The sequence below is a fragment of the Streptomyces sp. NPDC047079 genome (assembly GCF_040643755.1).
Taxonomy (GTDB): Bacteria; Actinomycetota; Actinomycetes; order Streptomycetales; family Streptomycetaceae; genus Streptomyces.
In genome coordinates this window covers 325,253-346,998 of the sequence record NZ_JBEYUZ010000005.1, presented here as the reverse complement: position 1 = coordinate 346,998, position 21,746 = coordinate 325,253, and the positions used below count along the sequence as shown (strand labels likewise).

The window sequence follows — 21,746 nt, the reverse complement described above, 5'->3', positions numbered from 1 at the left end:
GGGGCCCGCCCCCCGGGAAAATGGCATGATTGCCAACCTTCGATAGGATCGTGCCATGCGGCAAGTGGAACGGATCGTGGTCCTGGCGCTGGACGGCGTCTATCCCTTCGAGCTGGGCATCCCCAGCCGTATCTTCGGCGCGGCCGAAGGGCGGTACGAGGTGCTGACCTGTTCGGTCGACGGGCGCCCGGTGCGCACCAACGCGGACTTCTCCATCAACGTGGAGCACGGGCCCGAGGCCCTGGCCACGGCCGACACCGTGGTGGTCGCGTCCGTAGTGCCCTCCCGGATCGCCGCGGAACTTCCGGAGGAGGTGGCCGCCGCACTCGCGCAGATCCCTCCGGACGCCCGGATCGTCTCCATCTGTACGGCGGCCTTCGTGATCGCCGCGGCCGGTCTGCTCGACGGCCGCAGGGCCACCACCCACTGGCAGGTCGTCGACCAGTTCCGCCGGATGTTCCCGCACGTCGATCTCGACCCGGACGTCCTTTTCGTCGACGACGGACGGATCCTCACCTCCGCCGGAGCCGCCTCCGGAGTCGACGTCTGTCTGCACATCGTGCGCACGGACCACGGCAGCGCGCTGGCCAACACGGTGGCCCGGCGGTGCGTGGTACCGCCCTTCCGGGACGGGGGCCAGGCGCAGTACATCGAGCAGCCGGTCCCCCAGCACGGGGCGGCGAGCACGGCCGCGGCCCGCTCCTGGGCTCTCGAACACCTCGACGAGCCTCTCGCGCTGGCCGACCTCGCCCGTCACGCCGGGATGAGCCTGCGCACCTTCGCCCGCCGTTTCCAGGAGGAGGTGGGCATGAGCCCCGGCCGCTGGCTCATCCAGCAGCGTGTCGCCCGCGCCCGTCACCTGCTGGAGTCCACCGATCTGCCGGTGGACCAGATCGCCGGGGAGGTCGGCTTCGCCACGGGGGCCTCGCTGCGGCAGCACCTGCACGCGGCGATCGGCGTGTCACCGCAGGCGTACCGGCGCACGTTCCAGACGGCCCGCTGACGGGGACCCGTTCACCGGCTGTGCTGCAGGGCGACCAGCAACCGCCAGTCAGGTCGGAGATCTGACGCGATGTCGCTTCCACCCGACTGTGCAGCCAACCGCCGGCACGCCCGCGAAGGCCCGCAGTTTCGCAGATTCGGGTGCAGGACCCGGCCGAGCGGGCCGCCACTGCCCGGAGTGAGCAGGTGCAACGGGTCCGTCCGGCCCCGCCGGGCGTCAGGCGTCGGGCGCCGTGAACACGCGCTCACCGCCGACGTACGTGAGCGCCACACGAGTGTCGCCGATCGCCTCGGGCGGGCCGGTGTACGGATCGCGGTTCAGCACCACCAGGTCCGCCAGTGCCCCGGGGCGGACGCGTCCGGTGTCGTCGAGGTGGTTCACATACGCCGACCCCGCCGTGTACGCCGTCAGCGCCGCCGTGAGGTCGACGCGTTCCGCGGGCAGGAAGACCGGAGCGGAGCTGCCTGGAAGAACCCGGTTGACCGCGACATGGATGCCTTGCAGCGGGTCGGGGCTGCTGACCGGCCAGTCGCTGCCCGCCGCGAGCGTCGCCCCGGAGCGCAGGAGGGCACCGAACGGGTACTGGCGGGCGGCCCTTTCCGGGGCGAGGAACGGAATCGTGAGCTCGTCCATCTGCGGCTCGTGTGCGGCCCAGAGCGGCTGGATGTTCGCCGTGGCGCCGAGCCGCGAGAAGCGAGGGACGTCGTCCGGGTGCACGATCTGAAGATGGGCAAGGTGCGGCCTGGTGTCGCCGGGTCCGTTGGCCCTGCGGGCCGCCTCGACGGCGTCCAGCGCGTCCCGTACGGCCCGGTCGCCCAGCGCATGGAAGTGGCACTGGAAGCCGAGCGCGTCCAACTCGGTGACGTAGGAGGGAAGTCGGGCAGAGTCCAGGAAACTGGTGCCGCGCTGCGCGGTGGCGCAGCCGCACCGGTCCAGATATGGCTCGAGCAGCGCCGCCGTGCCGGTTTCGGCGATCCCGTCCAGCATCAGCTTGACGCTGCCCGCGCGGAACCGGCCGTGGCTCAAGGCGTCCCGGCGCTCGAGCAGTTCGGGGATCTGCTCGGTGCCGCGCTCGCGGTCCCACCACAGCGCGCCCACGACCCGCGCGGTCAGCGAGCCGTCGCGGGCGGCCGCCAGATAGGCCCCGGACGGGTCGTCCATCCCGAGGAAGTCGCCGACGAGGGCGTCCTGCCAGGCCGTGACGCCGAGCGCGTGCAGCCGTCGCTGGGCGTGAAGCAGCCCGGCGAGCAGGTCCGCCGCCTCGGCCGCGCCCTCGGAGCCGATCCCACCGCCCTGTACCGGTACTTCCGTGACACCGACGACCTGCTGCTCGCCATCGCCGACGCCCTCATCGGCCGCACGCTGCGCGACTGGTTCCCCACCGGTGAGTGGCGCGCCGACCTGTGGGACCTGGGGCTGCGCATGCACGCGAGGGCGCTCGCCCATCCGCAGGCGGCGGTGCTCAGCTCCTACCGGGTCACGGGAAGGGTGCATGAGATCGAGGCCGTGGAGACGATCCTCGGCGTGCTGCGCGGCGCCGGCTTCCCGGACGCCGAGGCCGTACGGAACTATCACGCTTTCGTCGACCAGGCCCTGGCCTTCGCGGCCCTGGACGCGGCCAACGCGTCCCTGCCGCGTACCGCGCGGGCGGCGGAGGCGGCGGTGTGGCGCGCCACCTATGCCCGGCTGTCCGCCGACACGCACCCGAACATCGCGGCGACGGCCCGTCACCTCGTCGCCGACATGCGCCACAGCTCCTATCCGGCCGCGCTCGACCTGCTGCTGTCCGCGGTGGCCGCTCGGCTGGCCGGGATCAGGGCACCGTAGGCCCGTTGGTGCCGCCCCGGCGGGGCGCGGGCCGACTGAATGCGGGGGAGGGGGATATCCGGAGAGGGATAGGGGCGGGGCGCCGCCCGCCCCGGACGCGTACGGAGGAAGCATGTCAGTGGTAGTGGCGGGCGTCGTGGTCCTGGACTGCGCCGAGCCCGAGAAGCTCGCCGTGTTCTACAAGGCACTGCTCGGCGCCGAGGACACCGACGCCACCGCGAACCGGGTGGAGATACGCAGCTCGGACGGTATGCGGCTGGCGTTCCGCCGCGACACGAACGCCACCCCGCCGAGCTGGCCCCGTCCCGAGAACTCCCTCCAGGTCCATCTGGACTTCCTGGTCGACGACCTCGACGAGGCGGAGCGCAGGATCGTCGGTCTCGGCGGCCGCCCGCTGGAGGCCAAGGACGCGGCGGGACCGTTCGAGGAGCGCGGTTACGCCGATCCCGCCGGACACTCCTTCACCCTGCGCCTGAGGAGGGCCACGGCACCGAAGCAGGGATGAGGTGCGCCTGGCCGCGCGGCGGCACGGGACTCAGTCCCGGCCGCCCTTCGCCGTGGTCGGCCACACACCCGTCGACCGCTCGATCGCCTTCGCCCCCGCACGGTCCGCCACACTGCGGGCAACGGCGAAGAGGGCGCCCTGGACGGCCGCCGCGATCAGTACCTCGCCCCAGCCGCGGTCCTTGTCGAGCGCGTCGGGCGCGTCGTTCTCGTGGCGGATCGCCTTCCACGCCTTGCGGAAGGCGATCCCCGCGAGGGCGCCACTCGCCCAGCCGAGCGCGAACCCCACCGGCTTGTAGACCAGCGGAAGGCTGGCTTTCCCCTTCTTGTCCTTGGCCACGTTCCTCTCCTTCTCTGTCGTCTCTGTCCTCGGCGCCCGTGAGCCGAGCGCCGCGCTCGTCCCCGCCGCCCCGACCGCTCTCAGGGCCGCCCGGAGGCGGGGACCTCCTCGGCCGCCCGCACCGATCCGGGCGGTGTCCCGTCGCCGAACGGACGCCCGCCCAGGTGCTCCCGGCCATGCGGCGTGAGCCAGCCGGCCAGGTCCGGTCCGAGCGGCACGATGCCGGTCGGGTTGATGCCCGTGTGGACCTGGTAGTAGTGCCGTTTGATGTGGTCGAAGTCGACGGTGTCACCGAAGCCGGGCGTCTGGTACAGGTCGCGGGCGTACGCCCACAGCACCGGGTCCTCCGCCAGCTTCCAGCGGTTGCACTTGAAGTGGCCGTGGTAGACGGGGTCGAAACGTACGAGTGTGGTGAACAGCCGGATGTCGGCCTCGGTGATCGTGTCACCGACCAGGTACCGCCGCCCGGCCAGGCGCTTGGACAGCCACTCCAGGCGGCGGAACACATTCGTGCACGCCTGCTCGTACTCCTTCTGGCCGGTGGCGAAACCGGCCCGGTACACGCCGTTGTTGAGGTCCTCGTACACGACCCCCATCACGTCGTCGATCTCGTCGCGTAGTCGCTCGGGGTAGAGGTCGGGCGCGCCCTCGCGGTGCAGCGACGTCCACTCGGTGGCCAGGTCGAGGGTGATCTGCTGGAAGTCGTTCGTGACCAGCTGTCCGCTCGGCACGTCCACGATCGCGGGCACGCTCACGCCGCCCGGATAGCCGTTCTCCCGGGCGTCGTAGGCCTCGCTCAGGAAGCGGATGCCGAGCACGGGGTCACGACCATCGGGATCGAGGGTGAAGCGCCAACTGCGGTCGTCCTGCACCGGATCGGCGATGGCCAGCGACAACGCGTCCTCCAGGCCGAGCAGCCGCCGCGAGATCACGGCGCGACTCGCCCAGGGGCAGGCCCGGCTGACCACCAGCCGGTAGCGGCCTTCCGCCGTCGGCCAGCCGTCGCGTCCGTCCGCCGTGATGCGGTCGGCGAAGTGACTCCTGGACCGCTTGAACTGCTTCTTCCCATAGGCACTGTTGCCGTCGCCCATGCCGCCTCTCCTGACGCGCGCGTTCACCCGTATGGAAGCTGAGTTCCCCGTTTTGCGCCTCGACACCGTGTGAGACCTACGGACGGGGGCAATCGGGCGACGTGAGCAGGACATCTTCCAACGCGGAAAAGCCGGCGCGGCCACGGTCGGCGGGGCCGTCCCCGGACGGCGGCCCGCCGGACCACGGGTCCGGCGGCCACGGCGAGAACTCCGACTCCAAGACCCGTGTGACGGTGCTCGTGGCACTCGGCGCGAACCTGCTGATCGCCGTGGCCAAGGCCGTCGGCGGGCTCCTCGCGGGCTCACCCGCGCTGCTGTCGGAGGCCGCGCACTCCGTCGCCGACAGTCTGAACGAGATCTTCCTGCTGGCCGCCCTGCGCCGCAGCCGCCGCCCGGCCGACCGGCGTCATCCCTTCGGCTACGGCAAGGAGCGGTTCTTCTGGTCGCTGCTCGCAGCCGTCGGCATCTTCGTGATGGGCGGCTGTTTCTCCTTCTTCCAGGGCCTCGAAGCCCTGAAGGGCGGCGCGAAGGAGTCGCACAGCGGCTATGTGGCGGGGCTCGTCGTGCTCGCGGTGGCGCTGTTGTCGGAGGGCGTCTCCTTGCTGCGGGCCCTGCACCAGGTGCACCGGCAGCAAGGCACGGTCGCGCAGGGGCTGCGGGACCCGGCGCTGCGCACGGTGCTCGCCGAGGACAGCACGGCGGTGCTCGGCGTGATCCTCGCGATCGTCGGCATGGCGCTGCACATGGTCACCGGTAACGTCGTGTGGGAGGCGTCCGCCTCGCTCGCCATCGGTGCGCTTCTCGTGTTCGTCGCCTACCGGCTCGGCCGGGACGCCCGGGACCAACTGATCGGCCAGGCCGCCGACCCGGAGCTGAGCCGCCGGATCCGCGCGCTGCTTCAGGCGCAGCCCGAGATCGACAGTGTGGAGTCGCTGCTCACCATGCAGTTGGGCCTCCAGTCCCTCCTGGTGGCCGCGCGCGTCGACCTGGTCCCCGGCCTGGACAGCGAAGAGGTCGAGGATGTGGCGGTACGCATCAAACGCTCGGTCGCGCACACCGTCCCGGAGGCCCATCAGATCTTCCTCGACATCACGGACGCACCGACCCGAGCGGCGGAGCGGCGCGGGGACGACGATGCGCGGGACGCCGCGGGGAGCTCCGCCGCGGCGCGGGAACACGGCGGCTCCTGACCGGCACGTTGGCCCGGCCGGAGCGAGGTCAGACGGTCGTGGCGGGCCCGTGGCGGGCTTCACGGAGCTGGTCGAAGCCGACAGGCTGATGGACGAGCTGGGCTGTCGGTCCACAAGTCGGCGCCCCTCTCGACCTACGAGCCATGCGCTCCCGCACCCCCGGGTCGCTTCACACCCTTGTCCCTCGCCCACGCCCCGCCGCGCCCGTCAGAGAAGGCCCGTCCCGGCGGGCCGGCCCCTAGCGGACGACCGCCGTCACCGCGCCGAGTGCCCGGGTTGAGGCGACGTCCTGGAGGGATCATTCTGGAGCATATGGAGCAAGTCGCCGCTGCGGCGATCATCGACGCCCGAGGCACGGTGGCGGGATGGAGCGAGGCTGCCCGGCGGCTGACGGGATACGCGGCCGAGGAGGTCGTGGGACGCGCGGCGCAGGAGCTGCTCGCCGACGACGTGTCCCCTCCGGCACTGACCGCGCCGACCGGCACCGTAGTCCTACGGCACAAGGACGGCCGCTCCGTCCCCCTGTGCGTCAGCGTGTGCCCCGTGCTGGGCGCGGACGCAGAGCCCCAGGGATTCGTCGTGACCACCGTGCCCGAAGCGGCGGAGGCGCTGCCGGTGGCCCAGGCCTTCGAGCAGGCGCCGATCGCGATGTCCGTTTTCGACACACAGCAGTGCTATCTGCGCGCCAACAACAGGGCCGCCGAGATCCTGGAGGTCGAGGGGTACACGCTGCTGGGGCGGAACTTCGCCGACACCCTGAGCGCGGGCGACGAGCCCGGTCTGCGCTTCCACCGCCATCTGCGCCAAGTCGCCGAGACAGGGCTTCCCGTGCACTACGAGAGCCAGGCCCGCCCCGCTTCCGAGGGGCGGAAGCACACCTGGACCATCGACATGTGGCCGGTGCGCAGCGGCTCCGGCGAAGTGACCGCCGTCGCCACAGCCGCCGTCGACAACAGCGAGCAGTACTGGGCCCGTCACCGTCTGGTCCTGCTGAACGAGGCGGCGACCGCCATCGGCACCACGCTGGATGTGACGCGCACCGCCGAAGAACTGCTGGAGGTGGTCGTTCCGCGGTTCGCCGACTTCGGCAGCGTGGACCTGTTCGACTGGGTTCTCGGCAAGGACGAACGGCCCATGAAACGCGGCAACGCCCTGGTCATGAACCGGGTGGCGCACCGTTCCGTCACCGAGGGGACACCCGAGGCAGCGGTCAGGCTGGGCGAGGACGATACCTATGCGCACCACTCGCCCCCCGCACGGGCACTGCGGGAGTGCCGGGCCGTGCTGCGCAGGGCGGGCGAGCCCGACTTCGACCGCTGGCTGCGGGAGCGCAACACCAGGGGGGTCGGCGACCCCGCGGCCCGCGAAGGCGCTCACTCCCTGGTGGCGGTACAGCTGAAGGCCCGTGACACCACCCTGGGCTGCGCGGTCTTCGTGCGTATCGCCAACCCGGATCCGTACGCCGCCGACGACACCGTCCTCGCCGAGGAACTCGCGAGCCGGGCGGCCGTCTGCATCGACAACGCCCGCCGCTTCGAACGCGAGCGGTCGACCGCGCTCGCCCTCCAGCACAGCCTGCTGCCGAGCGGCCTGGCCGGCCCGGTCGCGCTCGAGGTTGCCCACCGCTACGTCCCGTCGGGGTCGACGGCCGGCTTCGGAGGGGACTGGTTCGATGTGATCCAGCTGTCCGGCAGCCGGGTCGCCCTGGTCGTCGGCGACGTTGTCGGACACGGCATCCGCTCCTCGGCGACCATGGGCCGTCTGCGCACGGCCGTACGCACTCTCGCGGACGTCGACCTCGCGCCCGACGAACTCCTCACCCACCTCGACGACCTTGTCGCCCACCTCGCGGCGGACAAGGCCGGTGACGAGGTCGCCGAACTCGGCGCGACCTGCCTGTACGCCGTCTACGACCCCGTCTCGCGCCGCCTGAATCTGGCCGCAGCGGGACACCCCGCCCCTGCCGTCCTGCCGTCCGACGGCAGCGCCCGGCTGGTCACCATGTCGGCCGGCCCGCCCCTGGGAGTAGGCGGCCTGCCCTTCGAGGCGACGGAGATGGAACTGCCCGAGGGCTCGCTGATCGCCCTCTACACCAATGGGCTGATCGAAGGCCGCGGACGCGACCTGGACTGCGGCGCAGCCGACCTGTGCCGCGCGCTGGAGGTTCAGCAGGAATCCCTCGACGCCCTGTGCGACTCGGTGCTGAAGGCCGTGCTCTCCGAGGAGCCCGGCGACGACGTGGCCCTGCTGCTGGCCCGCACCCGGGCCCTGGGCGCCGACCGGGTGGCCACCTGGGACGTCCCGGCGGACCCGGCGTATGTGGCCACCGCCCGGCAGCAGGCCATCGAGCGGCTGGCCCGGTGGGGCCTGGAGGAGACCGCGTTCGTCACGGAGCTGGTGGTCAGCGAGCTGGTGACCAACGCGATCCGGTACGGCGGGCCGCCCATCCAGCTGCGGTTGATCCGTGAGCGCTCGCTGATCTGCGAGGTCTCCGACGGCAGCTCCACCTCACCGCATCTGCGCCGGGCACACGCCTTCGACGAGGGCGGCCGAGGACTGCTGCTGGTCGCCCAGCTGACCGAGCGCTGGGGCAGTCGGCAGACCGACGAGGGAAAGACGATCTGGGCCGAACAGCCCCTTCCCGACTGACCCACGGCCGCCGGACGGGGCCGACGGGCCGCACGCGCAGGGTGCCGTGCGGCCTCTCGTGCCCGCTCGCTCACTTCCCGGTGGGCTCCAGCACGAACACGGGGATCTCACGGTCCGTCTTCTTCTGGTAGTCGGCGTAGGGCGGATACGCGGCGACCGCCCGCTCCCACCACAGCGCCTTCTCCTCACCCGTCACCTGACGGGCCGTCATTTCCTGGCGTGCCGGCCCGTCCTGGAGTTCCACCGTGGGATGCTGCGTCACGTTGTGGTACCAGACGGGGTGCTTGGGCGCGCCGCCCAGCGAGGCCACCACGGCGTAGCGGCCGTCGTGCTCGATGCGCATCAGCGGAGTCTTGCGAATCTTGCCGCTCTTGGCGCCCAGGGTCGTGAGGATGATCACCGGCATCCCCGTGTCGAGGAGCGTCGTCCCCTTGGTGCCGCCGGAACTCTCGTACAACTCCACCTGCTCGCGCACCCACTGCGTGGGGCTGGGTTCGTACTCGCCCTGAAGAGGCATGTGCATCCGTCCCATCGTCGCGTACGACTTGCCGTGGTCCTTCGTCGCGCCGCTGCCGCACGGCCTTGCCGCGGGGTCGGGCGCTGCACGATTGAACACCGGCCGCCGCCGGTTTCATCCTCACCACGCTCCCGGCACGAAGGCGGGACCAGCGAGGCCCCAGCCTTCGCCTCACACGGGCCCGAGTAGCACTCGCACCGCCAGCGCCGCGATCACCGCGCTGGAGACGAGCGCCGTCGCAAGCCGCCCGCGCCGCCCGGTCAGCGCCCGGCCCAGCAGCGCACCGCCCCCGGCCAGGGCCAGCTGCCAGCTCGCGGACGCGACGAAGGCCGCGCCGACGAAGAGCCCCTGCTCCAGCGGCCGCACCGGGTCCGCGGCGCGGCCCCCGAGCACCAGCGCGGCGAAATAGAGCACCGTGGTCGGGTTGAGCAGGGTGACGCCGAGCAGCCCCAGATACGCCCGCCCGGGTCCCGACGGCGCGGCACGGGCCGTGGCGATCTCACCGTCGGAGCGGTACTGGCGCAGGGCGCCGACGGCGCCGCGCGCGGCGAGAGCGGCCAGCACCAGCGCGGACACCCACCGCAGCGGGACCAGAACCGGCTGGATCGCGGCGGCGAGGGCGGTGCCGCCGATGGTCGCCGCCAGGGCGTAGAGCCCGTCGGCGGTGGCGATGCCGAGCGCGGCGCACACACCGGTGCGCAGGGACGTACGGGCGGTGAGGGAGAGCAGATAGGCCGAGACCGCTCCGACGGGCACGGCGATGCCGTACCCCGCGACCAGTCCAGCCACCAGCGCGGCGGTCACGACCGGGGCGGCGAGGGCCTCCGGGGACGGCCGGGCTGCTGTCGGCCCCGGCCGGAGGATGCGGCGGCGGAGGTCGGCGGCAGCGCGATCGTGAGGGCAGGCATGCCTGGATCCTGGGGGAGCGGCGGAGGCACGGGCAAGCGAATTACGATGGTCACTACGGGAACACGCGACGCACTCCCGCCGGGTGCGGCGGCACGGGCCGCGGGCCGAGGACGGCTTTCGGTCCGACGACCACCTCCCGCCCGCCACCGTCGGCCCGGCGACGGGCTTCGGCCACGTACGGCATCCGGCGGATCTGGCCGAACTTCGAGTGGCCCTGTAGATGCCCCGGGCATCTAATGATGATGATCGGCAAGAGCGAATCTTCGCGTGCGAGGTCATTCATGACGAAACCCGCTGTGACCCAGTCAGAAACCGTCGCCTTCCCCCAGGACCGCACCTGCCCCTACCACCCGCCCGCCGGCTACGACTCCTTGCGCACCGAACGGCCCCTGAGCCGCGTCACCCTCTACGACGGGCGGGACGTCTGGGTGGTCACGGGCCACTCCGCGGCCCGGGAACTCCTCGCGGATCCTCGCCTGTCCTCCGACCGGAGCCGGGAGGCGTTCCCGGCCACCAACGCACGCTTCGCCGCGGCCAGAAACCGCCGGCTGACCCTGCTCGGCGTGGACGACCCCCAGCACCGGACGCAGCGTCGCATGCTGGTGCCGAGCTTCACCCTCAAGCGGGTCACCACCCTGCGCCCGCGCATCCAGGAGACGGTGGACCGGCTGCTGGACGCCATGGAGACCGCCGGCCCGCCCTCCGAACTGGTGAGCGCCTTCGCGCTCCCCCTGCCGTCGATGGTGATCTGCGCGCTGCTCGGCGTCCCCTACGCCGACCACGAGTTCTTCGAGGAGCAGTCCCGAAGGCTGCTGCGCGGCCCGACCGCGGCCGACACCGAGGACGCTCGTGACCGTATGGACGCGTACCTGGGAGAGCTGGTCGACGCGAAGTGCGAGCAGCCGGGGGACGGACTGCTCGACGAGCTGATCCAGGAGCAGCTGCGTGAGGGAACGCTGGACCGGGCCGAGATGGTCTCCCTGGCCACGCTTCTGCTGGTCGCCGGGCATGAGACGACCGCCAACATGATCTCCCTCGGCACGTTCACGCTGCTACGGCACCCCGAGCAGCTCGCCGAGCTGGGCGCCGACCCGGGTCTGATGTCCGCCGCGGTCGAGGAACTGCTGCGTTTCCTGTCCATCGCCGACGGGATCATGAGGGTGGCCACCGAGGACATCGAGGTCGCCGGGAACACCATCCGCGCCGACGAGGGGGTCCTGTTCTCGACGTCCGTCATCAACCGGGACACCACCGCCTTCCCCGAGCCGGACGAGCTGGACTGGCACCGCAGCGCCCGCCATCACGTCGCCTTCGGCTTCGGCATCCATCAGTGCCTCGGCCAGAACCTGGCCCGGGCCGAGCTGGAGATCGCCCTGCGCGCCCTGTTCGAGCGGCTTCCCGGGCTGCGGCTCGCCGCTCCGGCGGAGGAGATCCCCTTCAAACCGGGCGACACGATCCAGGGGATGCTGGAACTCCCCGTGACCTGGTAAGAGGCTGGCGACCATGAGCGATGACATCTCGATTTCCATCGACAGGGACGTCTGCATCGGTGCGGGCCAGTGCGCTCTCACCGCGCCCGGCGTCTTCACCCAGGACGACGACGGCTACAGCGAGGTCCTGCCCGGCATGGAGGACGGTGGCGGCGACCCGCTGGTGCGGGAGGCGGCCCGGGCCTGCCCGGTGAGCGCCATCACCGTCACCGAGAAAGGAGTGGAGGCTTCCCGGGCGCACTGAGACCGCGGCCCACCCGTCGAGGACGTCGAGGACGATCTCCGGGCCGTCCTCGGCGGTCACCGCGGGCGGCCCCCAGGAGCTGCGGCGCTGCGGCGCCGACCAGGTCGGTGGCTTCCCGGCGGCCCCCTACCGGTGGGCCGCCAGCAGCAACTCGGCGGCCTGGCCCGCCTGGTCGGCGGGCTCCGTGGACGCTTCCATACCGGCGGTCACCATGGCGCCCTCGGCCAGCAGGAACAGCTGGTCGCCGAGGGGTGCGGGCAGTCCGGCGTCGGCCACCAGACCGGCCAGGTACGTCTTGAACGCCTGCTTGTGGGCGCGTACCAGGGCCAGTACCCGGGGCGAGGTGGCGCCCAGTTCGCCGTACGAGTTGATCCAGGCGCACCCGCGGAAGCCGGGCTCGCCGAACCACTCCCGCAGCCACTCGAACACGGCCAGAAGGCGCACCACGGGGTCCGCGTGCCGGTCCACGTACTCCGCCAGCCGCTGCCGCCAGCGCACGTCACGCCGCTCCAGATACGCCTCGACCAGCTGCTCCTTGGCGGGAAAGAGCTGGTACAGCCGCTTGAGCGACAGCCCTGAGGTGCCGCGGATGTCGTCCATCCCGACGCTTTGTATGCCACGGCCGTAGAACAGCTTCTCCGCGGCGTCCAGCGCCCGGTCGCGGACGACTTCGGTGTCCATGTACGAGCTCCTCCTGAGGGCCCCTGACCGAGAGAACCAGCGTTCTCCACGGTAGCAGCGGCGGGGCCGGCAACGCCGTCCCGGATCTGCCGGGGCACTAAAGTGCAGAGGTGACCCAGGACGCCTCGAAACCCTTCCTGTACGTCGTCGTCTGCGCCGCGGGCATCGCACAGGACGTCGGCAAGCTGATCGCGGCCGCCCAGGAGGCCGGGTGGGAGGTCGGCGTGATCGCCACCCCGCTCGCCCTCCGCTTCTTCGACACCGCCGACGTCGAGGCGCGGACGCGCCGCCCGATCCGGTCCGCCTGGCGTGCTCCGAGCGACCCGCGCCCGTTTCCGGACCCGGACGCGGTCGTCGTGGCCCCGGCCACCTTCAACACCGTCAACAAGTGGGCCGCCGGCATATCCGACACCCTCGCTCTGGGCACGCTGTGCGAGGCGTACGGGCTCGGCGTGCCGATCGCCGTCCTGCCCTGTGTGAGCGAGGCGCTGGCGGCCCATCCCGCCTACCGCGCCAGCCTTGAGCGGCTGGGCGCCATGGGAGTGCGGTTCGGGGACCCTTATGCCGGAGGGACGGACGAGGGCGGCGAGCGTCCCGGGTTCCGGTGGGAGCGGGTCCTGGACCTGCTCCCGCAGCGCTGACGGGCGGACGCCGGGTGGGGTCCGGTTGCCGGACCGGCGCGCGTGCGTTCCACCTGCCGCCCGGCTATGGACAGCGACCGAACTGCCGGGCGCGGGGGCGGCGCAGCCCGGCGCGAAGGACCTTTGCTACGACTTCACCCTCCAGGCCGCGCTGGTCTCGCGCGGGAACCAGGACCTGGCCCTGGTCCCCGTCTCCTCCGCCCGGGACGCGGGCCTCGTGCTCAAGCCGCGGACGGGGGGCGACACCCAGCGCCGGCACGCGGACACCTCGAACGCGCTGCGGATGCAGACGGTTCACCGGGGCGCCGAGGCCGCACCCGGACCGGGGTCCGTCCGGCGCAGGGCGGCGGCCACTGACCGGGACCGGCCGCGGCCTCACTCGAGCAGGCTCAGCTCGGCCCAGATGGTCTTGCCCTCGGTGGTGTGGCGGCTGCCCCAGCGCTGGGTGAGCTGAGCCACCAGGAGCAGCCCCCGGCCGCCCTCGTCGAACGTCCGGGCCCGGCGCAGATGCGGAGCGGTATGGCTGCCGTCGGAGACCTCGCAGATCAGCGTGGTGGCGCCATGGATCAAGCGGAGCCGGATCGGAGGCTCTCCGTACCGGAGGGCGTTGGTGACCAGCTCGCTGACCACCAGCTCGGCCGTGAACGCCGCATGGCTCAGTCGCCACACCTCCAGTTGCCCCACGACCTCCTTGCGGACCGTCGCGACCAGCGCGGGATCGGCGGCGATTTCCCAGGTCTCGACCTGTGAGGGGGGCAGTCCGCGGGTGCGGGCGAGCAACAGGGCCACATCGTCCGGGACACCGCCGGGGGGAAGCAGAGTGTGCAGGATGCGATCGCAGGCCTCGCCCAGCGAGTCCGGGCCGGTCGGGCGCCCGGCGAGCGCCGAGCACAGCAGCCGGTGGTTGGTGTCGACGTCACGCTCACGGCTCTCGATCAGCCCGTCGGTGTAGAGGCCGAGCACCGTGCCCTCGGGCAGCTCGATCTCCAACGATTCGAAGGGCAGCCCGCCGAGCCCCAGGGGCGGCCCGCCGGGCAGCCCGATCTCCCGGGGCGTCCCGCCCGGCGGCATTATCAACGGGGCGGGATGGCCCGCCCGCGCGAGCGCGCACCGACGCGAGACCGGGTCGTACACCGCGTACAGGCAGGTGGCGCCCACCTCGCCGGTCGTGCCCTCGAGCCCCGCTTCCTGGGACATGCGGATGACGAGATCGTCGAGATGGGTCAGCAGCTCCTCCGGCGCCAGATCGATGTCGGCGAGCGTCCGCACGGCGGTGCGCAGCCGCCCCATGGTGGCGGAGGCCTGGATACCGTGTCCGACCACGTCACCGACGACCATGGCGATCCGCAATCCGGACAGCGGGATGACGTCGAACCAGTCGCCGCCCACACCGGCGCGGGCCGCGGGCAGATAGCGGGAGGCGACCTCCACCGCGGCGGTACGCGGCAGACTGCGCGGCAGCAGACTGCGCTGGAGGGCGAGCGCCGTCTCGCGCTCGCGGCCGAACCGCCGGGCGTTGTCGATGCAGACGGCGGCCCGGGCCGTGATCTCCTCGGCGAGCAGCACGTCGTCCGGGGTGAAGGGGTCCGGCCGCCGGAACCGTCGCAGCACGGCCACCCCGAACCTCCCGCCACGGGCCTGGATGGGCACCGACATCGTGGAGTGCACCCCGAGCTCACGGACCCGCTCCCCTCGGACCCGGTCCCATTCCAGCCACTCGCTGAGTGTGGAGGCCAGATCGGTCGCGACCGTGGTCCGGCCGGCCACCAGAGAGGAGGCCTGCGGAGAGGAGGCGGGGTACAGGCCGACCCGGCCGGGTTCGATCAGCGCCTCCGGGGAGCCGGGGTTTTGCGACCGGTGGGCGGCGCGGCGCAGCGCCACCGGCGCGGTGACCGAGGAGGGCCCGGGCCGGGCCTCGTCGTCCGACGGATCCAGCAGATCCACGCTGACGAAGTCGGCGAGCCGGGGCACGCACACATCGGCCAGCTCCTGTGCCGTGCGCGTGACGTCGAGCGTGGTGCCGATGCGCACGCTGGCCTCGTTGACCAACTGCAACCGCTCCCGGGCGAGATCGCGTTCGGTGAAGTCGTGCGCGGTCATGCACACCCCGCGCACCCGGCCGCCGTCGGTCAGCGGGGCGAACCGCGCGAGCCAGGCATGCGCACGGCTCCCGGCACCGCTGCTCACAGAGGTCTGCACATCCCGTTGCCGGCCGCTGACCAGCACCTCACGGGCCTGACGCTCCAGTTCCTCGCTCTCGGGCCCGCCGTCGATCTCCGCGAGCCGCAGACCCCGGACACGCTCCTGCGGAAGTCCGATCAGCTCGGCCATCGCCTCGTTGAAGGCGCACAGCCTCAGGTTCTCGTCGTAGACGGCCAGGGCACAGGGCGAGCAGGTCAGCACCGTCCGCATCGACGGATCGTCCTGCGGGTGCGCGGCGGGGCCGCCCACGGGGGTGACGACCAGCCATTCCCCGCCCTGGGTGTGCGGGCGATGGTGGGCGAGCAGCCACACCGGCAGGACGCTTCCGTCGCGGTGGCGCAGCCGCACCGTGCCGCTCCAGCGGGTGCTGTCCGGCTCGGGCCGCGGCAGGGGGCTGCCGGGGGCGAGCAGCTCCGCCGCGGGACGGCCCTCGACCTCCCGGGGCGCATAGCCCAGCAGCCGTCCGGCGTCCTCGTTCCAGTGCACGAGGATGCCGTTGTCGTCGATGACTGCCCGAGCCGTGGCAGCTTCGCCGGGAGGATGGACCGGGCTCATCGCCACTCCCTTGCGCACACTCTCGGTGAACAAGCGCATCGCTCGAGTTCCAGACTAGTCCGTGGCCGGATTCCGTACCGCCATGGGCGGAGGCGATCGGTCAGGCCACCGGACCGCGGACCACCCGGCGGGCGGTCAGGTGGTTCCGGTACCTCATCTGACCAGGGGACCACGGCGTTCCCCGCGCCGGGAGCGCGCGTACGGTACCCGTGCGGGGCGCGGCCCACACGGCGCGTGGAAAACGGCATGACCGGACACGGGGAACGGAAAACGGCATGACCGGGCACGGGGAATGACGCGGCCGGGACGTGGGGAATGTCGTCACGCGGGGCGCGCGGGGCAATGCCCCACCGCGCGCGGGTAATGCCGAAAGCCGGTACGAGTGTGCGGAGTTGGGAGGACGTCCGCCGCCTTTTCCCTGGTACCGATGTTGTTCACGCGCCTTGTTGGCCATGAGTGACCTGTGCGAAGGTGACCTTCCCGCGCATGGGCCATGGCCGCTCGGAATCGCCACTCTCCGTTCCCGGCCGTCGGCGAGCTCACAAAGCTCAACCTCCGGCGGCCGCCGTGCGGCCTTCCCCCGCGCCTTGCTCCCGGCGCTCCCGCCGGACTGGTCCGCACCGGCCCCGGGCCATTTCGGCAACCCCGACCCCGTGAGCCGCTTTGCGCCTTGGAAGGAACCCGCTCAGTGCACACCCCGCCGCGTCCGTCCTATCCGCCCCGTCCCGGCCTCGCTCCCGGGGAATCCGACGAGGGCCTGGCCGCCCGGCTCAGAGGCCGGCCCGTGGGCGAGGTCACCCAGCCCGTCGCGCTGCTGATGGCGCGGCACTGGCAGCCCGCGCACGAGTACGCGGTCATCTGCCTCGCCTCATCGGCGGACACCGCCTCGATGGTCACCGCCACCGCCTTTCACCGGATCCTCGGCCAGCTCATGCGCTCCGGATCCGCGGGCGCGTTGCGGCCCCGGATTCTGGTGGAGGTACGGAACACGGCCAGGGAGTGGGCCGCCGACGAGCGGATATCGGCAGCTCTTCGGGAACTGAGGAAACCCGCGGGGGGCCGGGGTATGCGCGCCGCGAAGTCCCCGACCCCCGAAAACCGCGTCCTTGCCGAGCGTGCCTTCCACGCGCTCCCCGAACTCGCCCAGTGCCTGCTGTGGCACACCGAGGTCGAGGCCGAGCACATATCGGTCCCTGCGGTAGTGCTGGGCATGAACTCCGAGGCCGCGGCGGCGGCACTGGAACAGGCGCGCGAGCAATTCCGGGCCGGTTGTGTACGGGCCCACCGGGAACTCGCGCCGACCGACGCATGCCGCTTCCACAACCGGCTCCTGGATGTGCCCCTGCGCCGTGGCGGCGCCCTGCTGCCGGAGGTGGAGCAGCATCTCCTGGCGTGCCCCTACTGCCGTTCCGCCGCGGAACAGCTGAGTCATTTCGAGGGTGCGCTCGGCGGACTACTCGCCGAAGCGGTCCTCGGCTGGGGCGCACGGCGCTATCTCGACTCCCGGCCCGGCCGCGCGTCGTACCGCGCCGCCGCCCGGGCCGGTTCGGGCCCGGGCGGCAGACACGCGGGCGGCGGACGCCGGCGGTTGCTCTCCCGGATTCCCGCGCAGGGCCACCGGGTTGCGCCGGAGCGAAACACCAGGGCACTGCTGACCGGCGTCGGCTGCGCCGCCGCGGCCGTGCTCGCCGCGCTCCTGGTGGCCGGCCTGTGGTCGGACGACGGCGGAGCCGACCCGGTCGCCTCCACCCGCGCGAGCGACCCGGGTACGACGCTCTCACCCCCTCCCGGGGCGGGGGCACAGCCCGGCACGGCCGGCAACCCCGTGGCCCCGCGGCGGACCCGGCTGCGCGACGTCGCCGTCGGCCTCTGCCTGGACATCCAGGGCACGGTGCGGGTCGGCGCGGGCACCCGGCTCGCGGCGTGCTCGGCGGCGTGGACGCAGCAGTGGTCGTACGAAAGCGACGGTCTGCTGCGCAGTGTCGCCGACCCGGGGCTGTGCCTCGACTCCCGCGCCGCCGACGGGGTCGTGACGCTCGCCCACTGCGTCGACGCGGGCGAGGCGCACGCGGACGACATGCGCTACGACCTCACCGTGCGGGGCGAGTTGCTGCCGCGCAGGGCCGGGAACCTCGCCGTCGCACCCGCGAGCACCGACGCGGACGCCGACGTCGTCGTCAGGACCCGCGACGGCTCCGACACCCAGCGGTGGGAGACCGACGGTCAGTCGGCGGCGCCCCGGTCGCTGTCGATCGCCGGGTCGGACGAACACCGGTCGGTGCTGCGGGTTCGGCGGTCCTCCTCGAGGTAAGGGAGCGCCCGGCCGTGCGGGGCAGCCCGCCGGCCGTGCGAATTCCGGCGGCCCCTCTCGGGCCGCCCTTGAGGTGCCGTCAGGAGACGATGTCCCGTGGCTCCTTCCCGGCCAGGAAGTCAGCGGCGTTCCGCACGGCTGCCAGTGCGATCCGCACCAGTGTCTCTCGGGTGACCCCGGCGACGTGCGGGGACAGCACCACGTTCGGTGCCTTGAGCACCCTGAGGGCCGCGGTGGGGGGTTCGGGGTCGAAGACGTCCAGGCCCGCCCCCGCAAGCGTGCCCCGTGCCAGCGCGTCCGCCAGGGCGTCCTGGTCGATCAGGGCACCCCGGGCCGTGTTGATCACGTACGCGGTCGGTTTCATCAGGGCCAGGCGGTCGGCGTCGAGCAGGTGCCTCGTCGCCTCCGTGAGCGGCGCGTGCAGCGTCACATAGTCGGACGTGCGCAGCAGTTCGTCGAGGGGCACATGGCGCGCACCGCCGAGACGTGCCTCCGTCTCCGCGTCCACGCGGGCGGGACCCGCGTACAGGATCGTCATGTCGAAGGCGACCGCGCGCCGCGCGACCTCCTCGCCGATATGGCCGAGTCCGACGATGCCGAGGGTCTTGCCGGACAGCTCGGTGATGGACTGCTGCAACCGGGGCAGCGCCCAGTCGGCGTCGACGAGCGCCGTGTGCGCCGGCACCAGCTGCTTGGCCAGCGCGAGCATGAGCGCGAAGGTCTGCTCGGCCACGTTCTGCTTCTCGGCGCCGCTGGAGCCGATGTTGCACACGGGAACGTCCCGGGCGCGGGCCGCGTTCAGGTCGACGTAGTCGAAGCCATGGCTCGCGCACTGGACGAGTTCCAGCCGAGGTGCCGCCGTGATGTGTTCGGCGGTGACCGGGGCGAGGCCCGTGACGATGACGTGCGCCGCGCGCAGTGCCGCCCGGTCCTCGTCGGTCCGCTCCACCACGGTGATGTTCGCCTGCCCGGGGAAGACGGTGGACAGCGCGGAGCCCGCCGTGCGCCCGCCGACGTGGGGCGAGATGACGGCCAGCACGTTCTTGATGTCGGTCATGAGGTCTCCAGGTGCAGGTCGGCGGCACCGAGGGTCGCGGGACGGGCGTGTCCGGACAGTGCGAGGGTGAGGTCGAACTCGGCGAGCAGACAGCGGATGACGTGCTCGACGCCCGACTGCCCGTCGAGCCCGAGGCCGTAGACGTAGGGCCGTCCCACGAGCACAGCGCGCGCGCCGAGCGCGAGGGCCTTGAAGACGTCGTCTCCGGTGCGGATCCCACTGTCGAAGAGCACGGTGAGCCGGTCACCGACCGCCTCCACCACCCGCGGCAGCGCGTCGGCGGCCGCGACGGACCCCGCCACCTGCCGGCCCCCGTGGTTGGAGACGACCACGCCGTCCATCCCCGCGTCGAGGGCCCGGCGGGCGTCGTCCGGGTGCAGGACGCCCTTCAGCACGATGGGCCCGTCCCAGTTCTCCCGCAGGAACGCCAGGTCCGGCCAGGTCTTGCCGGGGTCCGCGAACATGCCCACGAAGTGCAGCACAGCGGCGTTGGGATCCTCGTGCACCGGCTTCGCCAGACCGGCCTGGAAGGCCGGGTCGGTGAAGTAGTTGGCGGTGCCCACCCCGTGCAGGAACGGCAGATAGGCCTGGTCCAGGTCCCGGGGCCGCCAAGCCAGCAACGGCGTGTCGAGCGTGACGAACAGGGCCGTGAACCCGGCCGCCTTCGCCCGGCCCAGAAAACTGCGGCTGACCTCACGGTCCCTGGGCCAGTACAGCTGGAACCATCGCTCGCCGTCCCCGGAGGCCTGCGCCACCTGCTCCATCGGCGTGCTGGAGGCCGAGGACAGGACGAACGGCACACCCTGCGAGGCGGCCGCCCGCGCCGCCGCCGGTTCCGCGTCCGGATGCATGATCGACAACACGCCCACCGGAGCCAGGGCCAGTGGCGCCGCCAGCTGCCGCCCCAGCACCTCGACGGACAGGTCCCGCTCGTGCACGTCGCGCAGCATGCGCGGCACGATCCGGACGCGCTCCATCGCGGCCCGGTTGGCCCGGGCGGTACTGCCGTTGCCCGCGCTGCCCGCCACATAGCCGACCGGCCCCGGCCCGAGCCGCTGTTCGGTGAGCTCCTCCAGCCGGGTCAGATCGGTGGGCAGCCGCGGCACGGCGCCCGTCATGCCGTTCAGATAGATCTCGTACTGGAAGTCCGCCCAGTGTTTCGCCATCCCGTGCGTCCCGCCTCTCGTCCCTGAGACCGCGTGGTATGCCGACGATGCTTTACGAACGTGACAAGGCCCGTCCACTGTGGTGCGCACAACGCGCGGCTGCCATCATCACACTGTGACAAAGCAGCCCCTGTCGCAGTCCCTGTCGCAGTCCCTGATGAACCGGAGCCGGGTGCGGGACGAGATCCTCGCCGACCGGCGGGTCCTGGAGAAGGTCGTCGCCGCCGTCCATGCCCAGGTGCCGGTGTACGCCGCGCTCGACGACAGCAGACTGCCGGAGGTGCGGGCCATCGCCGCCTGGGGAGTGGACCGGATGCTGCACCTGTGGGCCGCCGACGGCACGCTGGAACCCTCCGACCTGCGCCGGCTCCGTGGCATCGCGGCGGCCCGCGCGGCCGACGGCAGGCCCGTGCAGGCGGTGCTGCGCGCCTACCGGGTGGCGGCGACCGTGCTCACCGACGAGGTGGCCGCCCGGGCCGCGGACCTCACCGCGGGGGACGGCCTCGCGCTCGCCCGGGTGCTGCTGACGGCCCTGGACACGCTGTCGGAGGAGATGGCCACGGCCTACGCGGCCACCTCCGAGGACCTCGCCGGGGACCGCGACCGGGCACTGCGGCTGCTGCTCGACGACCTGATCGCGGGCCGGCACGCCTCCGCGGGAGCGTTGACGGCCCGCTCGGCCCGGCTGGGCGTGCGCCTCCCCGACCCCTACTGCCTGCTGGTGGCCGAGCCGACGACCGAGGGTGGCGCCGACATGTCGTACGAGGCGGCCGCGGGACTGCTCGCGGCGCTCGGCGACGGCGGAACGTCACCCTCGGCACTGTCGACGGTCCGTGGCTCCCGGGCCGTTCTTCTGCTGCCCGCGACGGCGGTCCACCGGGCGCCGCCCGCCCTCGACGAGCGGGCCTGGCGGGCCTGCGCGATCACCGGGGAGGACCTGGACCGGGTCGCCGTGGCCCACCGGCTCGCCGCCGACGCGCTGGACACGGCGCCCGCCCACGCCCACCGTTCCGGCCGCCTCCTCACGGACGCCGACGCCCATGTCCTCGCCCTGCTCACCGGGCACCCGGCCGCCGCCCCCGATCACATCGCCCATCTCGTCCTGGGCCCGCTGACCGAGCCCGGCCGGCGCCATCTGCTCCAGGCCCTGACCGCGTACATCGACGCGGGTTCGGCCACCGCGGCCGCCCGCGCGCTCCATCTGCACCCGCAGTCGCTGCGCTACCGTCTGCGCCGGATCCACGCCCTGACCTCACGTGACCCCCGGGACCCATGGCAGCGTCTGACCCTGGATGTCGCCCGCACGATCGGGGTCTGAGGCGGGCGGACGACGTCCCGGCGGTGTCAGGGTGTTCGACCCTGCGCGTCG

The 21,746-nt window shown here is 72.5% G+C and carries 19 protein-coding genes and 1 pseudogene; 11 read left to right on the top strand and 9 right to left on the bottom strand.

From position 1 onward, the window contains the following. The first annotated feature begins 55 nt into the window (after positions 1 to 55). Positions 56 to 1,003 (top strand): helix-turn-helix domain-containing protein, encoded by a 948-nt coding sequence (locus ABZ823_RS10825; protein ID WP_361656745.1) that lies wholly within the window; start codon positions 56 to 58, stop codon positions 1,001 to 1,003. Between the two features lie 216 nt (positions 1,004 to 1,219). Here ABZ823_RS10825 and ABZ823_RS10820 read toward each other — a convergent pair. After that, positions 1,220 to 2,260 (bottom strand): annotated as a pseudogene (locus ABZ823_RS10820) (amidohydrolase family protein); the annotation flags it as partial. Between ABZ823_RS10820 and ABZ823_RS10815 the strand changes: the two are divergent. Together ABZ823_RS10815 and ABZ823_RS10810 are read left to right on the top strand one after the other, a co-directional pair. After that, the gene (locus tag ABZ823_RS10815; RefSeq protein ID WP_361656743.1) at positions 2,216 to 2,830 is read left to right on the top strand and encodes a TetR/AcrR family transcriptional regulator C-terminal domain-containing protein; all 615 of its coding nucleotides are present in this window, start codon (positions 2,216 to 2,218) and stop codon (positions 2,828 to 2,830) included. The pseudogene ABZ823_RS10820 and the gene ABZ823_RS10815 overlap by 45 nt on opposite strands. A gap of 112 nt (positions 2,831 to 2,942) precedes the next feature. After that, positions 2,943 to 3,335 carry a VOC family protein gene (locus tag ABZ823_RS10810; RefSeq protein ID WP_361656741.1) on the top strand — a complete coding sequence of 131 codons (393 nt, stop codon included), beginning with the start codon at positions 2,943 to 2,945 and terminating at the stop codon, positions 3,333 to 3,335. A 30-nt stretch (positions 3,336 to 3,365) separates the two neighbouring features. Here ABZ823_RS10810 and ABZ823_RS10805 read toward each other — a convergent pair whose 3' ends face one another. Together ABZ823_RS10805 and ABZ823_RS10800 are read right to left on the bottom strand one after the other, a co-directional pair. Continuing rightward, on the bottom strand, positions 3,366 to 3,674 hold the full coding sequence (locus ABZ823_RS10805; RefSeq protein ID WP_361656738.1) for a DUF4235 domain-containing protein: 309 nt from the start codon (positions 3,672 to 3,674) through the stop codon (positions 3,366 to 3,368). Positions 3,675 to 3,754: 80 nt separating this feature from the next. Then, positions 3,755 to 4,765 (bottom strand): glutathione S-transferase C-terminal domain-containing protein, encoded by a 1,011-nt coding sequence (locus ABZ823_RS10800; RefSeq protein ID WP_361656735.1) that lies wholly within the window; start codon positions 4,763 to 4,765, stop codon positions 3,755 to 3,757. A 227-nt stretch (positions 4,766 to 4,992) separates the two neighbouring features. On the opposite strand from ABZ823_RS10800, the gene ABZ823_RS10795 reads away from it, so the two are divergent. Both ABZ823_RS10795 and ABZ823_RS10790 read left to right on the top strand, forming a co-directional pair. Further along, positions 4,993 to 5,955 carry a cation diffusion facilitator family transporter gene (locus ABZ823_RS10795; protein ID WP_361656884.1) on the top strand — a complete coding sequence of 321 codons (963 nt, stop codon included), beginning with the start codon at positions 4,993 to 4,995 and terminating at the stop codon, positions 5,953 to 5,955. A 312-nt stretch (positions 5,956 to 6,267) separates the two neighbouring features. Further along, positions 6,268 to 8,604, top strand: a complete 2,337-nt coding sequence (locus tag ABZ823_RS10790; protein WP_361656732.1) for a SpoIIE family protein phosphatase — start codon at positions 6,268 to 6,270, stop codon at positions 8,602 to 8,604. Positions 8,605 to 8,674: 70 nt separating this feature from the next. Here the strand turns inward: ABZ823_RS10790 and ABZ823_RS10785 are convergent, their stop codons facing one another. Together ABZ823_RS10785 and ABZ823_RS10780 are read right to left on the bottom strand one after the other, a co-directional pair. Beyond that, positions 8,675 to 9,121: a nitroreductase family deazaflavin-dependent oxidoreductase gene (locus ABZ823_RS10785; protein WP_361656881.1), complete on the bottom strand. Its 447-nt coding sequence runs from the start codon at positions 9,119 to 9,121 to the stop codon at positions 8,675 to 8,677. 171 nt (positions 9,122 to 9,292) lie between these two features. Beyond that, on the bottom strand, positions 9,293 to 9,925 hold the full coding sequence (locus ABZ823_RS10780) for a LysE family transporter (RefSeq protein WP_361656729.1): 633 nt from the start codon (positions 9,923 to 9,925) through the stop codon (positions 9,293 to 9,295). A 386-nt stretch (positions 9,926 to 10,311) separates the two neighbouring features. Here ABZ823_RS10780 and ABZ823_RS10775 point away from each other — a divergent pair, with 386 nt between their 5' ends. Together ABZ823_RS10775 and ABZ823_RS10770 are read left to right on the top strand one after the other, a co-directional pair. Next, positions 10,312 to 11,520 (top strand): cytochrome P450, encoded by a 1,209-nt coding sequence (locus ABZ823_RS10775; protein WP_361656727.1) that lies wholly within the window; start codon positions 10,312 to 10,314, stop codon positions 11,518 to 11,520. Between the two features lie 25 nt (positions 11,521 to 11,545). After that, positions 11,546 to 11,764 carry a ferredoxin gene (locus tag ABZ823_RS10770; RefSeq protein ID WP_361656878.1) on the top strand — a complete coding sequence of 73 codons (219 nt, stop codon included), beginning with the start codon at positions 11,546 to 11,548 and terminating at the stop codon, positions 11,762 to 11,764. A 126-nt stretch (positions 11,765 to 11,890) separates the two neighbouring features. Here the strand turns inward: ABZ823_RS10770 and ABZ823_RS10765 are convergent, their stop codons facing one another. Beyond that, positions 11,891 to 12,445 (bottom strand): helix-turn-helix domain-containing protein, encoded by a 555-nt coding sequence (locus ABZ823_RS10765; RefSeq protein WP_361656724.1) that lies wholly within the window; start codon positions 12,443 to 12,445, stop codon positions 11,891 to 11,893. 110 nt (positions 12,446 to 12,555) lie between these two features. On the opposite strand from ABZ823_RS10765, the gene ABZ823_RS10760 reads away from it, so the two are divergent. Both ABZ823_RS10760 and ABZ823_RS10755 read left to right on the top strand, forming a co-directional pair. Beyond that, a complete protein-coding gene (locus tag ABZ823_RS10760) occupies positions 12,556 to 13,086 on the top strand; it encodes a flavoprotein (protein ID WP_361656721.1) in 531 nt (176 codons plus the stop codon). Between the two features lie 25 nt (positions 13,087 to 13,111). After that, the gene (locus ABZ823_RS10755; protein ID WP_361656718.1) at positions 13,112 to 13,540 is read left to right on the top strand and encodes a hypothetical protein; all 429 of its coding nucleotides are present in this window, start codon (positions 13,112 to 13,114) and stop codon (positions 13,538 to 13,540) included. On the opposite strand, the gene ABZ823_RS10750 is transcribed toward ABZ823_RS10755, so the two are convergent. Further along, the gene (locus ABZ823_RS10750) at positions 13,462 to 15,843 is read right to left on the bottom strand and encodes a SpoIIE family protein phosphatase (RefSeq protein WP_361656715.1); all 2,382 of its coding nucleotides are present in this window, start codon (positions 15,841 to 15,843) and stop codon (positions 13,462 to 13,464) included. The two genes, ABZ823_RS10755 and ABZ823_RS10750, sit on opposite strands and share 79 nt — an antisense overlap. 688 nt (positions 15,844 to 16,531) lie before the next feature. Between ABZ823_RS10750 and ABZ823_RS10745 the strand changes: the two genes are divergently transcribed. After that, complete coding sequence (locus tag ABZ823_RS10745) at positions 16,532 to 18,154, top strand: ricin-type beta-trefoil lectin domain protein (protein WP_361656713.1); 1,623 nt, start codon at positions 16,532 to 16,534, stop codon at positions 18,152 to 18,154. 79 nt (positions 18,155 to 18,233) lie between these two features. Here the strand turns inward: ABZ823_RS10745 and ABZ823_RS10740 are convergent, their stop codons facing one another. Further along, positions 18,234 to 19,211, bottom strand: a complete 978-nt coding sequence (locus ABZ823_RS10740; RefSeq protein WP_361656710.1) for an NAD(P)-dependent oxidoreductase — start codon at positions 19,209 to 19,211, stop codon at positions 18,234 to 18,236. Continuing rightward, complete coding sequence (locus tag ABZ823_RS10735; RefSeq protein ID WP_361656707.1) at positions 19,208 to 20,377, bottom strand: lactate 2-monooxygenase; 1,170 nt, start codon at positions 20,375 to 20,377, stop codon at positions 19,208 to 19,210. The genes ABZ823_RS10740 and ABZ823_RS10735 overlap by 4 nt, the downstream gene beginning before the upstream one ends. A gap of 115 nt (positions 20,378 to 20,492) precedes the next feature. On the opposite strand from ABZ823_RS10735, the gene ABZ823_RS10730 reads away from it, so the two are divergent. Further along, complete coding sequence (locus ABZ823_RS10730) at positions 20,493 to 21,695, top strand: helix-turn-helix domain-containing protein (RefSeq protein ID WP_361656704.1); 1,203 nt, start codon at positions 20,493 to 20,495, stop codon at positions 21,693 to 21,695. Positions 21,696 to 21,746 lie beyond the last annotated feature (51 nt).